14 protein-coding genes are annotated in these 13,754 nt (G+C 60.1%); 7 read left to right on the forward strand and 7 right to left on the reverse strand.

Annotation, left to right across the window (positions count from 1 at the left end; translation table 11 throughout):
• Positions 1-75 precede the first annotated feature (75 nt).
• The 3 genes from HRH33_RS06795 to HRH33_RS06805 all read left to right on the forward strand — a co-directional run bounded on the left by HRH33_RS06795 (position 76) and on the right by HRH33_RS06805 (position 2,124).
• On the forward strand, positions 76-795 hold the full coding sequence (locus HRH33_RS06795) for a tRNA-uridine aminocarboxypropyltransferase (RefSeq protein ID WP_167416411.1): 720 nt from the start codon (positions 76-78) through the stop codon (positions 793-795).
• Between the two features lie 240 nt (positions 796-1,035).
• Entirely contained in the window at positions 1,036-1,686 is a 651-nt protein-coding gene (erdR, locus tag HRH33_RS06800) for a response regulator transcription factor ErdR (RefSeq protein ID WP_034137197.1), read from the forward strand.
• 75 nt (positions 1,687-1,761) lie between these two features.
• Positions 1,762-2,124 (forward strand): diacylglycerol kinase, encoded by a 363-nt coding sequence (locus HRH33_RS06805; RefSeq protein WP_034096172.1) that lies wholly within the window; start codon positions 1,762-1,764, stop codon positions 2,122-2,124.
• 3 nt (positions 2,125-2,127) lie between these two features.
• Here the strand turns inward: HRH33_RS06805 and HRH33_RS06810 are convergent, their stop codons facing one another.
• Positions 2,128-3,054, reverse strand: coding sequence for a LysR family transcriptional regulator (locus HRH33_RS06810; protein ID WP_034137198.1), 927 nt, complete (start codon positions 3,052-3,054; stop codon positions 2,128-2,130).
• Positions 3,055-3,178: 124 nt separating this feature from the next.
• Between HRH33_RS06810 and fpr the strand changes: the two genes are divergently transcribed.
• Positions 3,179-3,958 (forward strand): ferredoxin-NADP reductase, encoded by a 780-nt coding sequence (gene fpr / locus HRH33_RS06815; protein ID WP_034096174.1) that lies wholly within the window; start codon positions 3,179-3,181, stop codon positions 3,956-3,958.
• Positions 3,959-4,017: 59 nt separating this feature from the next.
• Here fpr and tsaA read toward each other — a convergent pair whose 3' ends face one another.
• The 5 genes from tsaA to rimO form a co-directional block, all read right to left on the reverse strand.
• Positions 4,018-4,713: a tRNA (N6-threonylcarbamoyladenosine(37)-N6)-methyltransferase TrmO gene (tsaA, locus tag HRH33_RS06820; protein WP_034096175.1), complete on the reverse strand. Its 696-nt coding sequence runs from the start codon at positions 4,711-4,713 to the stop codon at positions 4,018-4,020.
• A 3-nt stretch (positions 4,714-4,716) separates the two neighbouring features.
• Complete coding sequence (locus tag HRH33_RS06825; protein ID WP_034096176.1) at positions 4,717-5,178, reverse strand: YehS family protein; 462 nt, start codon at positions 5,176-5,178, stop codon at positions 4,717-4,719.
• A 67-nt stretch (positions 5,179-5,245) separates the two neighbouring features.
• On the reverse strand, positions 5,246-5,956 hold the full coding sequence (locus HRH33_RS06830) for an rRNA pseudouridine synthase (protein ID WP_034096177.1): 711 nt from the start codon (positions 5,954-5,956) through the stop codon (positions 5,246-5,248).
• A gap of 71 nt (positions 5,957-6,027) precedes the next feature.
• Positions 6,028-6,501, reverse strand: a complete 474-nt coding sequence (locus HRH33_RS06835) for a GNAT family N-acetyltransferase (RefSeq protein ID WP_034137202.1) — start codon at positions 6,499-6,501, stop codon at positions 6,028-6,030.
• Positions 6,502-6,602: 101 nt separating this feature from the next.
• The gene (gene rimO, locus HRH33_RS06840; protein ID WP_034096179.1) at positions 6,603-7,943 is read right to left on the reverse strand and encodes a 30S ribosomal protein S12 methylthiotransferase RimO; all 1,341 of its coding nucleotides are present in this window, start codon (positions 7,941-7,943) and stop codon (positions 6,603-6,605) included.
• Positions 7,944-8,231: 288 nt separating this feature from the next.
• On the opposite strand from rimO, the gene HRH33_RS06845 reads away from it, so the two are divergent.
• The 3 genes from HRH33_RS06845 (at position 8,232) to HRH33_RS06855 (ending at position 11,819) form a co-directional block, all read left to right on the forward strand.
• Positions 8,232-10,133: a potassium transporter Kup gene (locus HRH33_RS06845; RefSeq protein ID WP_034137203.1), complete on the forward strand. Its 1,902-nt coding sequence runs from the start codon at positions 8,232-8,234 to the stop codon at positions 10,131-10,133.
• A 125-nt stretch (positions 10,134-10,258) separates the two neighbouring features.
• On the forward strand, positions 10,259-11,365 hold the full coding sequence (locus tag HRH33_RS06850) for an NADH:flavin oxidoreductase/NADH oxidase (RefSeq protein WP_040267444.1): 1,107 nt from the start codon (positions 10,259-10,261) through the stop codon (positions 11,363-11,365).
• 268 nt (positions 11,366-11,633) lie between these two features.
• Complete coding sequence (locus tag HRH33_RS06855) at positions 11,634-11,819, forward strand: hypothetical protein (protein ID WP_034096182.1); 186 nt, start codon at positions 11,634-11,636, stop codon at positions 11,817-11,819.
• 44 nt (positions 11,820-11,863) lie between these two features.
• Here the strand turns inward: HRH33_RS06855 and HRH33_RS06860 are convergent, their stop codons facing one another.
• Positions 11,864-13,489, reverse strand: coding sequence for a glucan biosynthesis protein D (locus tag HRH33_RS06860; protein WP_040267445.1), 1,626 nt, complete (start codon positions 13,487-13,489; stop codon positions 11,864-11,866).
• Positions 13,490-13,754: the final 265 nt, after the last annotated feature.

Genomic DNA, 13,754 nt, shown 5'->3' on the forward strand with positions numbered 1-13,754 from the left:
CGCTGGTAAACTGCGGCCACTTCAACCGATCTTGAGTGACCCCGTGTCGATTTTCCCGTTTCTACGGCGCATGCGATGAGCCACGCCGTCTCCCGCCTACGCACTCAGCGCCTGGCGCGTGCCATCAAACCTTTCGTCAATCGCGGCTCCCGCGCTGAGCGTTGCCCCGGCTGCCGGGTCATTCCCGAATATTGCCTGTGCGCCTGGCGACCCAAGGTCGCAGCCAGGTCCGCCATGTGCCTGTTGATGCATGATGTTGAGCCGATGAAGCCCAGCAATACCGGCTGGCTGATCGCCGATGTGATAGATGACACCACGGCGTTCGCGTGGTCGCGTACCGAGGTCGATGCAGGGTTGCTCACCTTGTTGGCCGATCCGCAGTGGCAGCCCTATATCGTGTTTCCCGGCGAGTTCGTGGCGCCGGAGCGTGTCGTCAGTACCGTCACGGTGGCGCAGGGCAAGCGTCCGTTGTTCATCCTGCTGGACGGCACCTGGAGCGAGGCGCGCAAGATGTTCCGCAAGAGCCCTTACTTGGAGCATCTGCCGGTGTTGAGCCTGGCGCCTGAGCAACTGTCACGCTACAAACTGCGCCGCTCCAAACGCGATGATCACTTCTGCACCGCCGAAGTTGCGGCCCTGTGCCTGGAGTTGGCTGATGATGGGGCCGCCAGCGAAGTCTTGGACGCCTACCTTGATGTATTCAGTACCCACTACTTGGCGGCCAAATTTCAGCTGCCACTGGACCCGGCGGACCCTGTTCACGCACGTCTTGCTCCCTATATACCGGCGCTTTAGCCAGACGACGTTTGCATGATGGCACCTTATACCGGCAACCCGCTAAAATACCCACGGGCGTAGTGCTTGACCCCCCAGGCTACGCTGGGCATGCTGGGCGCCGTTTGAGGCGCCTGCATGGATTTTCGACGTTGTTTCACATCGAGCACGCCCTCTGGCGATGGCTGCCTGGCCAACGCCTTGTGTATTGGTGAACCCTGAACCCATCGGGGCTCCCATAAAAACAGGATCATTTAATCAATGGCCACATACGAAATCCTGATTGCCGACGATCACCCGCTGTTTCGCAGTGCACTGCGCCAAGCGGTGACGCTGGGCCTTGGGCCGGATGTCCGCCTGGTCGAAGTGGCCAGCATTGCTGAGCTGGAAACCCAGCTGACCGACAAAACCGACTGGGATCTTGTGCTGCTCGACCTGAACATGCCGGGCGCATACGGTTTCTCCGGGCTGGTGCTGCTACGCGGGCAGTACCCGCAGATTCCGGTGGTGATGGTCTCTGCCCAGGAAGAGGCCGATGTGGTGGTGCGCGCCAAGGAGTTTGGCGCCAGTGGGTTCATTCCCAAATCCAGCTCCATGGAGCAGATTCAAGCTGCGGTGCGTGCTGTTCTGGACGGTGATGTCTCGTGGCCCCCGCAAGCCTCGGAAACCATCAATGTCTCTGCCGAAGCCAAGGCCGCACAGGAAGGTCTCGCCAGTTTGACACCCCAGCAGTTCCGGGTATTGACCATGGTCTGCGAAGGTTTGCTGAATAAGCAAATTGCCTACGAGCTGAAAGTCTCGGAAGCGACCATCAAGGCCCATGTCACAGCGATTTTCCGCAAACTGAACGTGCGTACGCGCACCCAGGCGGCCTTGCTTTTGCAACAGCTTGAGTCAATTACGCAGCATTAAGCCGGTTTCGATTCACGCTTTTTTGACTTCGCGTGATCTAGTTTTCCCACTCCTTTGGTTCAGTTGCCTACATCTATGTCGCCTTTCAAGGGTCAAACCGGTATCAAACGTATCTTCAATGCTGGGGGATATTCCCTGGATGGCCTGCGCGCGGCATTCACCGGCGAGGCGGCATTCCGGCAGTTGGTGTTGCTCAATGTGATCCTGATCCCGTTGAGCTTTTTTCTGAGCGTCAGCCGCGTCGAGCGTGCCTTGCTGATCGCTGTGTGCCTGCTGGCGCTGATCGTCGAGCTGCTCAATTCGGCGGTGGAAGCGGCGATCGATCGCATCTCTCTGGACCGTCATCCCTTGTCGAAAAACGCCAAGGACATGGGCAGCGCCGCGCAATTCGTGGCCCTGACCATGATCACCCTGGTGTGGGCCGTCATCCTGATCTAAGCCTCAGGCAATGGTCGGCAGCACGATTTCGTCGCTGCGTTGCACGCCGGCCGTGAACGCGCGACAGAGTTCCAGGAACTCGCGCATCGCTGAGGTCTGGTATTTCTGCTTGTGCCAGATGAAGTAGAACTGCCGCATAAGGTCTAGATCCGGCGTTTCCACTGGCACCAGGCTGCCACGACGAAACGCATCGCGCAGCGCCAGCCGTGAGATGCAGCCAATGCCCAGCCCGGACTCCACCGCGCGCTTGATCGCCTCGGTGTGTTCCAGTTCGAGGCGGATATTCAGCGCGCTGCGGTGATGGCGCATGGCTTGGTCAAACGTCAGGCGCGTGCCTGAGCCTTGTTCACGCAGAATCCACGCCTCATGGGTCAACTCGTCCATGCTCGCCATGCCGCGTTTGGCCAGGGGGTGCTGCGGCGCGCAAAACACCACCAGTTCGTCTTCTACCCAAGTCTGCACCTCGATATCCGGGTGGCTGCAGTCGCCTTCGATTAGACCCAGGTCAATTTCGTAATGCGCGACTTGATGCACGATATGTGCAGTGTTTTGCACATGCAGTTTCACCTGACTCTCGGGGTGTTGCTGCATGAAGCTGCCGATCAGCAAGGTCGCCAGGTAGTTGCCGATGGTCAGGGTAGCGCCGACGGCCAGGGAACCGAAGCCAGACTTGCCGTTGAGCAGGTCTTCGATCTCCTTGGCCTGATCCAGCAGCGCCACCGCCTGGGGTAACAGTTGATGGCCGAGAGCGTTGAGGCTCAGGCGTTTACCGGCGCGGTCGAATAATTGGCAGCTGGATTGACGCTCCAGCTCCGTGATCGAAGTGCTGGCGGCGGATTGGGATAAGGCCAGCAGGCCAGCAGCGCGCGAAACGCTTTCCTGCTGGGCGACGGCGACGAAGACTTGCAGTTGACGGAGAGTAAATCGCATATCGATATAACCGATAACCCTTATCTTAATAATTCAGTTAACAGATATTGTCGCCGCCATTAGAATGCGCTGCAATTGCGCGCTTCACATTTAGTGCAGACCCATTTCCAGGAGTCCCCCGTACATGAGCAACATGAACCACGAGCGTGTCCTCAGTGTTCATCACTGGAACGACACTCTGTTCAGCTTCAAGTGCACCCGCGATCCGGGCCTGCGCTTCGAGAACGGTCAGTTCGTGATGATCGGCCTGCAACAGCCCAACGGCCGCCCGCTCATGCGCGCTTACTCCATTGCCAGCCCGAACTGGGAAGAGCATCTGGAGTTCTTCAGCATCAAGGTGCCGGATGGTCCGCTGACCTCCCAATTGCAGCACCTGAAGGAAGGCGACGAAATCATCATCAGCAAGAAACCGACAGGCACCCTGGTGCTTGACGACTTGAAGCCAGGCAAACACCTGTACCTGCTCAGCACAGGCACTGGCCTGGCGCCATTTATGAGCGTGATCCAGGACCCGGAAACCTATGAGCGTTTCGAAAAAGTGATCCTGTGCCACGGCGTGCGCTACGTCAACGAAGTCGCCTACCGCGAGTTCATCACCGAGCACCTGCCGCAGAACGAGTTCTTCGGCGAGGCCGTGCGTGAGAAGTTGATCTACTACCCAACCGTGACCCGCGAGCCCTTCGAAAATCAAGGTCGCCTGACCGACCTGATGCGCAGCGGCAAACTGTTCAGCGATATCGGCCTGCCGCCTATCAATCCAGAGGACGACCGCGCCATGCTGTGCGGCAGCCCAAGCATGCTGGACGAGACCAGCGAAGTGCTCAACAGCTTCGGCCTGAAAGTTTCGCCGCGCATGCGTGAGCCGGGCGACTATCTGATCGAGCGCGCATTCGTCGAGAAGTAACCGCGGTAAAAAAATGTGGGAGGGGGCTTACCCCCTCCCACATTTCGTTTGCGCCTTATTCAGTTAGCGGGCACCACTTCCAATACGCAAATCACCCCAGCTTCGGGATAGTGCCAGCGCACATCCACATCCCAGAAGCGCACCCCGTATTCACGTTCTGGCCCTGGTGTCTGGTAGGCCGGGCGCGGGTCCTGGGCCAAACACTGATCGATCAGCTCAACCAATGGTTCCCCAAGGCGCTGGGCGTGGCCTTGTGCTTGCTGCAGCGCGGTCTTCAGCCACTGCACGGCAATCAACGGCGGCGCAGCGCTGGCGATGTCATTGGTGGCCGTGTCGATGATGTCGGCGTAGGGCACATAGGGCTTGATATCGAGCACGGGGGTGCCATCGAGCAAATCGATCCCGGAAATCCACAAGCGCCCGGGCTCCACTTTGTCCAGTTTCACCACCGACTGGCCGATGCCATTGGGTCGATGGGTTGCGCGGGTGGCAAACACCCCCATGGACGCATTGCCACCCAGGCGCGGCGGGCGCACCTTCAGGCGTGGCTTGTCTTCCAGGGCTTGATGGAACAGAAACAGCAACCACACATGGCTGACCTGCTCCAAGCCTTGTACCGCCTCGCCCTGATCGAACGGCGCCACCAGTTCCACCACGCCCCGGGCCGCTGGCGCCAGTTGCGGCTGGCGCGGAATGGCGAACTTCTCCTTGAAGCAGGAACGCACGAAGCCCACGGGCGAGACCGGGTAATTCATGGCTTACGCACGCACCCGCAACGTCAGCCCCTTGAGGAAGTTACGCAGCAGCTGGTCGCCGCATGGGCGGTAATTGGTGTGGCCGAACTTGCGGAACAGCGCGCTCAGTTCCGGTTTGGATACTGGGAAATCGGCCGACTTGAGAATGGCGTGCATGTCGTCTTCCTTCAGTTCGAAGGCTACGCGCAGCTTTTTGAGGATGATGTTGTTGGTCACCGGGGTTTCGATCGGCTGGGGTGGGCGGCTTTCGTCCTTGCCGCGCTTGAAGATCACCAGGCCATCGAGAAAGTGCGCCATGACCTCGTCCGGGCAGAACACGAAGCCTTCTTCTTCGTCCTTTTTGAGGTAGGTCAGCAGGTCATCCTTGGTGATGTCCATGCCGCCGAGCTTGGTGATCTCGACCATTTTGTTGTCGCTGATGTCGAGCATGTAGCGCACGCTGCGCAATACGTCGTTGTGAATCATGGTGGGCAATCCTGGTTTTCAACGGTGGACAACGCCCAGTGGGGCGCTGTCGAAAAAAGGGAGCGGCTTAGAATTTCTCTTTGCCGGACAGGTAACGCCATTGGCCTACGGGCACCTTGCCGATGGACACACCGCCGATGCGGATTCGGCGAATCGCCACGACTTTCAGGCCGACCGCTTCGCAGAACAACGCGATCACCCCGGGTTGCGGGTTTTTCAGCGCAAAGCGCAGGCGGTTTTCGTTCTGCCAGCTGGCTTTGACGGGCGGCAGTTCCTTGCCTTTGTAGGTCAGGCCATGGTTCAGGCGATTGAGGCCGTGGGCAACCATCTCGCCTTCCACCTCAACCACGTATTCCTGCTCGATCTTGGCGGCATCGGCGGTCAACTTGCGCAGAATCTTCCAATCCTGGGTAAACACCAGCAGGCCGCTGGCCTTGGCTTGCAGGTCGGCGCTGGCGCTCAGGCGCAGGAAGTGGCCCTTGAGCGGGCGCTTGCCGAAGCGATGTTCGTCCGACAGGGTTTCGGCGCTGATCGACGCCATCGCCGTGTCGGCATCCACGCCGGCCGGGGCGTGCAGCAGGATGGTCACGGGCTCCGGCGCGGTGGCCTTGGCTTCGGGGTCGAGTTCGACCTTTTGGGTGGTGACCTTGAACTGCGGTTCGTCGATCACTTCACCGTCCACCGAGACCCAGCCGCCTTCGATAAACAGCTCGGCCTCCCGACGGGAGCAACCGACCAGTTCGATAAGGCGTTTGGAGAGGCGTATGGGGTCAGTCATGACAAGGGCCGTAACAAAAGGGGGCGGCTATTGTACCTGCCTGGCGCCGGTTAATCCCGGCCCCATTTCATTTAGCCCTGACGCGCCTGTGACGGCAACTGGCGCAAACGCATGCGCAGCAACGGATAAGGCTTGCCCAGGCCGTCGTGCTCCGTGCGTCCGATCACCTCGAACCCCTGCTTGAGGTAAAAACCCAGGGCCTGGGGGTTCTGTTCGTTGACTTCCAACTCATCGGCGTTCATGCACTCCACCGCGTAGCGCAGCAACTGTCGGCCCAGGCCTTGGCCACGGTATTGCGGGTCGATGAACAGCATCTCCACTTTGCCCGCCGCGACCCCGGCAAATCCGGTAATGCGCTGGCGGGCGTCTTTGGTGCAGATCAGCATCACGGCATCCAGGTAGCGGGTCAGCACCAGATCCTTGAGTAACATGATGTAGCTGTCCGGCAGGAAGTCGTGGGTGGCGCGCACCGAGGCTTCCCAGATGCGCACCAGCTCCGGGTAATCGCTGCTTTTAGGTGTGTGAATGACCGAATGCTGCCCCATGCCCGCTGCCCCTTGCCGATATCTGCATTGATGGGCCAAACGATAGACCGAAAAAAGCCCCGCATCTTGTCCAGAAGCAGGGCTTTTCCATTTTTTAACGATCAGGCGCGCTTTTCGGCCCACAGGTCGTATTCGTCGGCGTCGGTCACGGTGCACCAGACCTTGTCGCCTGGCTTCAAGCCGCTGGCGTCGTCGATAAATACGTTACCGTCGATCTCCGGCGCATCGAAGAAGCAACGGCCCACGGCGCCTTGTTCGTCGACTTCGTCGATCAACACTTCGATTTCCTTGCCGATGCGCAGTTGCAGGCGCGCCGAGCTGATGGCCTGCTGATGGGCCATGAAGCGTTCCCAACGGTCCTGCTTGACGTCGTCCGGCACCACGGCCAGGTCCAACAGGTTGGCCGGAGCACCTTCAACCGGCGAGTACTGGAAGCAGCCAACGCGGTCCAACTGGGCTTCGGTCAGCCAGTCCAGCAGGTACTGGAAGTCTTCTTCGGTTTCGCCGGGGAAGCCGACAATAAAGGTGGAGCGGATGATCAGCTCGGGGCAGATCTGGCGCCAGTTTTTGATGCGCGCCAGGGTCTTGTCTTCGAAGGCCGGGCGTTTCATGGCCTTGAGCACTTTTGGGCTGGCGTGCTGGAACGGGATGTCCAGGTACGGCAGGATCTTGCCGGCGGCCATCAGCGGGATCAGCTCGTCCACATGCGGGTACGGGTAGACATAGTGCAGGCGCACCCATACACCCAGGCTGCTGAGGGCTTCGCAGAGTTCGGTCATGCGGGTCTTCACCGGCGCGCCGTTCCAGAAACCGGTGCGGTATTTCACATCGACGCCGTAGGCGCTGGTGTCCTGGGAGATCACCAGCAGCTCTTTCACGCCGGATTTGACCAGGCGCTGGGCCTCGTCGAGCACGTCACCGACCGGGCGGCTGACCAGCTTGCCGCGCATCGACGGAATGATGCAGAAGCTGCAGCTGTGGTTGCAGCCTTCGGAAATCTTCAGGTAGGCGTAGTGGCGCGGGGTCAGCTTGATGCCTTGCGGCGGTACCAGGTCGATCAGCGGATTGTGATCCTGACGTGGCGGCACCACCTCGTGCACGGCGTTAACCACTTGCTCATATTGCTGCGGACCGGTCACCGCTAGGACGCTGGGGTGCACGTCGCGAATATTGCCTTCTTCCACGCCCATGCAGCCGGTCACGATGACCTTGCCGTTTTCCTTGATGGCTTCGCCGATTACTTCCAGCGACTCCGCCTTGGCCGAGTCGATAAAGCCACAGGTATTGACCACCACCACGTCCGCGTCCTGATAAGTGGACACCACGTCATAACCTTCCATGCGCAGTTGGGTCAGGATGCGCTCGGAATCGACCAGGGCCTTGGGGCAACCCAGGGATACAAAGCCGACCTTGGGGTTGGCCGTTGCGGGAGTGGTGGACATGTCTAACCTCGGTATTGAATGACGCCGCCGCCGTGAAGGGCAGGGCAGCGGACGGGCGCTGGGCGCGCCTCTGATCAAAAAGTGCGCAATTCTAGCGATGGGCAACGCACTTGACCAGCTTTATGCAGGGAAATACGACGAGCGCTGCGCTATGCTTCGCGCCGTTGCGCATGGGTAAAACCCTTGGGTCAATAAAACGTCTGTTACGAGAAGTAAAACAGCGCATGCTAGGGTTCGCTTAGACGCGCTGTTTATATAAGACCTCAGGTCAAAGGGCAGGAGTGGTTGATGGGTCAGGCAAGCAGTCAGGCAACAGGTGCCGAGCATTCAAACGCCAAGCCGATTGGCATGCTGGTGGCGGCGGTTGGGGTGGTGTATGGCGATATCGGTACCAGCCCGCTCTATACCCTCAAAGAGGTGTTCAACGGCGGTTATGGGGTTCAGGTCAACCACGATGGCGTGCTGGGGATTCTGGCGCTGATTTTCTGGTCGCTGATCTGGGTCGTGTCGATCAAGTACATGCTGTTCGTACTTCGTGCCGACAACCAGGGCGAAGGCGGCATCATGGCCCTTACCGCGCTGGCGCGGCGGGCGGCGGGGGAGCGCAGGAAGCTGCGCAGTTTCCTGGTGGTGTGTGGTCTTTGCGGGGCGGCATTGTTCTATGGCGATAGCATGATCACCCCGGCAATTTCCGTATTGTCGGCCGTGGAAGGTCTGGAACTGGCGTTCGATGGCCTGGAAAAATGGGTAGTGCCGATTGCCCTGGTGGTGTTGGTGGCGTTGTTTCTGATCCAGAAGCACGGCACCGACCATATCGGCAAACTGTTCGGGCCAGTGATGGTGACCTGGTTTCTGGTGCTGGGCGGCCTTGGTGTGTACGGCATTACCCTGCACCCTGAGGTGCTGCATGCCTTGAACCCGATCTGGGCCGTGCGCTTCTTCGAGGCCCACCCTGGCATTGGCGTGGCGATCCTTGGCGCGGTGGTGCTGGCGTTGACCGGTGCCGAAGCGTTGTACGCCGACATGGGCCACTTCGGCCGCAAGCCGATTGCCCGTGCGTGGTTCATGCTGGTGCTGCCGGCACTGGTGCTTAACTACTTCGGTCAGGGCGCGATGCTATTGGGCGACCCCGAAGCCGCGCGCAACCCGTTCTACTTGCTGGCACCGAGTTGGGCACTGATCCCGCTGGTGGTGTTGTCCACCCTGGCCACGGTAATTGCGTCCCAGGCAGTGATTTCCGGTGCGTTTTCCTTGACGCGCCAAGCGATCCAGCTTGGTTACATCCCGCGCATGCACATCCAACACACCTCCAGTGCCGAGCAGGGCCAGATCTACATTGGCGCGGTGAACTGGTCGCTGATGGTCGGCGTGATTCTGCTGGTACTGGGCTTCGAATCCTCCAATGCCTTGGCCTCGGCCTACGGCGTGGCTGTAACCGGCACCATGCTGATGACCACTATCCTGGTGTCGGCGGTCATGCTGCTGCTGTGGAAATGGCCGCCGGTGCTGGCTGTGCCGGTGCTGGTCTGTTGCCTGTTGGTCGACGGTCTGTACTTCGCCGCCAACGTGCCGAAGATCATCCAGGGCGGTGCCTTCCCGGTACTGGCGGGGATCGTGCTGTTCGTACTGATGACGACGTGGAAACGCGGCAAGCAATTGCTGGTGGACCGCCTCGATGAAGGCGGCCTGCCGTTGCCGATCTTTATCAGCAGTATCCGTGTACAGCCGCCCCACCGGGTGCAGGGCACGGCGGTGTTTCTCACCGCGCGGCCCGACGCTGTGCCCCATGCGCTGTTGCACAACCTGCTGCACAACCAGGTGCTGCATGAGCAAGTGGTGCTGCTGACCGTGGTGTACGAAGACATCCCACGGGTGCCAGCCACGCGGCGGTTTGAGGTGGACTCCTACGGTGAAGGCTTCTTCCGGGTCATCCTGCACTTCGGTTTCACCGACGAGCCGGACGTGCCCGAAGCGCTGAAGTTGTGCCATCTGGACGATCTGGATTTCAGCCCGATGCGCACCACCTACTTCCTCAGCCGTGAAACGGTGATCGCCTCGCGCCTCAACGGCATGGCGCGCTGGCGCGAAGGGTTGTTCGCATTTATGTTGAAAAACGCCAACGGTAACCTGCGCTTCTTCAAACTCCCGGTAAACCGGGTGATCGAACTGGGCACCCAGGTCGAAATGTAAGCACACACTGTACGGGAGCCGGCAATCGGCTCCCGCTTTGCGCTGAACCCTGTGCAATCGCGCGTTGTCGACTAGGCTCTAAGCACGGTTTGAATAGTGCCCACAGAACCCAGAAGAGGTGCGCCATGAGTCAGCTGCTCGAATCCTATACCCTGCGCCAATTGACCCTGCCCAATCGCATCGCCGTATCGCCGATGTGCCAGTACTCCAGTGTCGATGGCCTGGCCAACGACTGGCACCTGGTGCACCTCGGCAGCCGTGCCGTGGGCGGCGCCGGCCTGATCTTCACCGAAGCCACCGCCGTGACCGCCGATGGCCGTATCACCGCTCAGGACCTGGGGCTGTGGAACGATCAACAGATCGAGCCGCTGCAACGCATTACGCGCTTTATTGCGGCCCAAGGGGCGGTGGCCGGTATTCAACTGGCCCATGCCGGGCGCAAGGCCAGCACCCACCGCCCGTGGCTCGGCAAGCATGGCAGCGTCAAGCCCGAAGACGGCGGCTGGGTGCCGGTCGGCCCTTCGCCGATTGCCTTCGACCCGCTGCACACACAACCCAAACAGCTGGATGAAGCACAGATCCAACAGGTGATTGCCGACTTCGTCGCGGCCGCCAAACGCGCCTTGACCGCCGGTTTCAAGGTGGTGGAGATCCACGCGGCCCATGGCTATCTGCTGCACCAGTTTCTGTCGCCACTGAGCAATCAACGTCAGGACCAGTACGGGGGCTCGTTCCAGAATCGCATTCGATTGGTGTTGCAAGTGACCGAAGCCGTGCGCGACGTCTGGCCTCAAGAACTGCCACTGTTCGTGCGCGTATCTGCCACCGACTGGGTGGAAGACGGCTGGAACCCGGATGAAACCGTGGAACTGGCGCGCCGCCTCAAAGCAATCGGGGTGGATTTGATCGACGTCTCGTCCGGCGGCACCGCCGCCAACGCCGAGATCCCCACCGGCCCGGGTTACCAGACCCGTTTCGCCGAGCGGGTGCGCAAAGAGTCAGAAATCGCCACCGGCACCGTCGGCATGATCACCGAGCCGGCGCAGGCCGAGCACATCCTGCGTACCTGTCAGGCCGACATCATCTTCCTGGCCCGTGAACTGCTGCGCGATCCGTACTGGCCGTTGCATGCCGACGACGACCTGGGTGGGCGCAAGGCGATCTGGCCGGCGCAGTATCAGCGGGCGACCCATCGCGATCAGCCGATCCATGAGTCCGACTTGAGGGATTAGCCGTCGCGACAATAAGAAACCCACCCTGATCCGGTGGGTTTTTTATTGCCCTGAGTATGGGAAATACCTGTAGGTCTTTGTTACCGAAGAAATTTTTTAAGTGAATGCTCTAAAAAAATCCCACGCGTCATCAGAATGTTTCTACGCTTACGGTAAGCCTGATTTCTGGCCCAGGAAATCAGGCGGCTTGCCCACTGAGGCATTGCGCTTCACGGGACGCAGGTGATGGGCGCCAGGAGTATTTGATTGTTATCAGGAGAAGCAGTCCATGGCCAAGTCCTATGGTGTAGCGGGTATGGTGGCGTCATTTCTGACCCGCAGGGTGGCGTTGCGAGGTCGAAGGCTGAGTTCGGATGAAGAGGCGTTGTTGGCGCAGTACCGCGCCCTGACCGAGGACGACCAGGTGGCGATGCGGTACTTGATTGGAGCGATGAAAAGCGTGTCGCGATTCTGAATCGCGGTTCAATCATGGGGGAGCGAACGCTCCCCCATGGTGCATCAGGTGTACTTGCGCTGGTCCGGTGCCGGCGGGAAGTACTGATACAACCAGGTTTCGCTCAAGGTGCGGTCCTGGGTGCGGATAAACAAACGCAGCTCCACCGGTTCCACGCTGTCGCTGGTCGGGTACCAGTCGAACAGAATGCGGTAGCCCTTGATGTTATCCAGTACCAGCACGCTGAAGTCCTTCACCTCGCCGTGGGAACAGGTCACCACCGGTTCGATCCCGGTGCCCTCCGGCAAGCGGTCCAGGCCGCCCCCCTTGAAGTCCACCGCGAAGCGGCGCGCCCACACCGGCGGGTAATGCTCGCCCGGTGCCCAGCCTTCGGTAAAACCGCCCATGCCGGAACGGGTAGCATCCACTTGCGCCAACGGCGTGCTTACCGGCGGCAAGGCGCTCCAGTACAACTTATAGCCGTAGTTGAGCGAATCGCCGGCGGCCACGGGTTTCTTCGGGGTCCAGAAGGCCACGATGTTGTCCAGGGTTTCGCCGGTAGTGGGGATTTCCAGCAGGTCGATGGAGCCTTCGCCCCAAGCGGTGGTTGGCTCCACCCACAGGCTTGGGCGTTTGCTGTACCAGTCCACGGTGTCCTGATAGCTGGCGAATTCGTGGTCGGTCTGCACCAGCCCGAAGCCTTTCGGGTCGGTGTCGGCGAACGCATTGAATTGCAGCTTGGCTGGGTTATTCAGCGGGCGGCAGACCCACTCGCCATTGCCGCGCCACATGGCCAGGCGGTCCGAGTCGTGGATCTGCGGGTGGATGGTGTCGCACATGCGGCGCTCGTGGGTGCCGCAGCTGAACATGCTGGTCATCGGTGCGATGCCCAATTGTTCGATGGCCGTGCGCGCATTGATATGCGCGTCGATGGCCATCACCACCTGGTTGGCTTGGCAGTCGATATCGAAGCGGTAGGCACCAGTGGCGCTCGGCGAGTCGAGCAGGGCATAGACCACGAAGCGGGTAGCGTTCTTATCCGGGGTTTCGAACCAGAACTGCGTGAAATCCGGGAACTCTTCGCGTTTTTTCGCGTAGGTGTCGATTGCCAGGCCACGCGCGGACAGGCCGTACTGGCCAGTGGAATCCACCGCGCGGAAATAGCTGGCGCCGAGAAACGACAGCACATCATGACGGTCCAGCTCCGGCGCCTTGAACAGTTTGAAGCCGGAGAAACCCAGGTCGCCGGTCAGTTGCTTGGTATCGACCGTAGTTTTTTCATAGTTGAACAGCGAAGGGCGGAAATGCACCTCACGGGCTTCGCGGGTCTTAGGGTCGACGCTGTGCATGCGCACCGGCGTCTTGAAGCCCATGCCGACGTGGAAGAACTGCACGTCCAGTTGGCCATTCAGCTCTTTCCACAGCGAATGGTTGCGGTCGTAGCCGATGGCGTTGAAATTCTGCGGGGTCATGCTCGCCAGGGTCGGCGGCAGCACCTGTTTGGTGTCTTTGTAGGCGGTTGCGGCCAGTTGTTTGGCCTGGGCCTTGAGCGATTCGAAGTCGAACGCCACGGCTTTCCCATCGGCGGCGCGGTTCCCGGCCCATGCTTGGGCGGCGAGCAGGCCACTGGCCGACAGACCGGTATAAGCCGCAATGGCCATGGACGCTTTGAGCAAATTCCTACGATGCATAGAGACAACCTGTCGTGAGCAAATCCCGCGCCGTTCCTGGCACGTGCTGGATCAGAAAGTACGGTTCGGACATGCCTTCGGCCAAACGCAACGAACATTAAACAGACGCCGGATAGCTTAAGCGGTTCGATGGTGTAGGAAAAATGATTGATGGCGGGGTGATAGCATTGCAAGTGCGACAAGACATTTCCGGGGCTGTGGGGCAACCACATTACTCACGAATTATGAACAACCAATGTGGGAGGGGGCTTGCTCCCGATAGCGG

Source organism: Pseudomonas rhodesiae (genome assembly GCF_013285305.1).
In the GTDB taxonomy this organism is placed as follows: Bacteria; Pseudomonadota; Gammaproteobacteria; order Pseudomonadales; family Pseudomonadaceae; genus Aquipseudomonas; species Aquipseudomonas rhodesiae.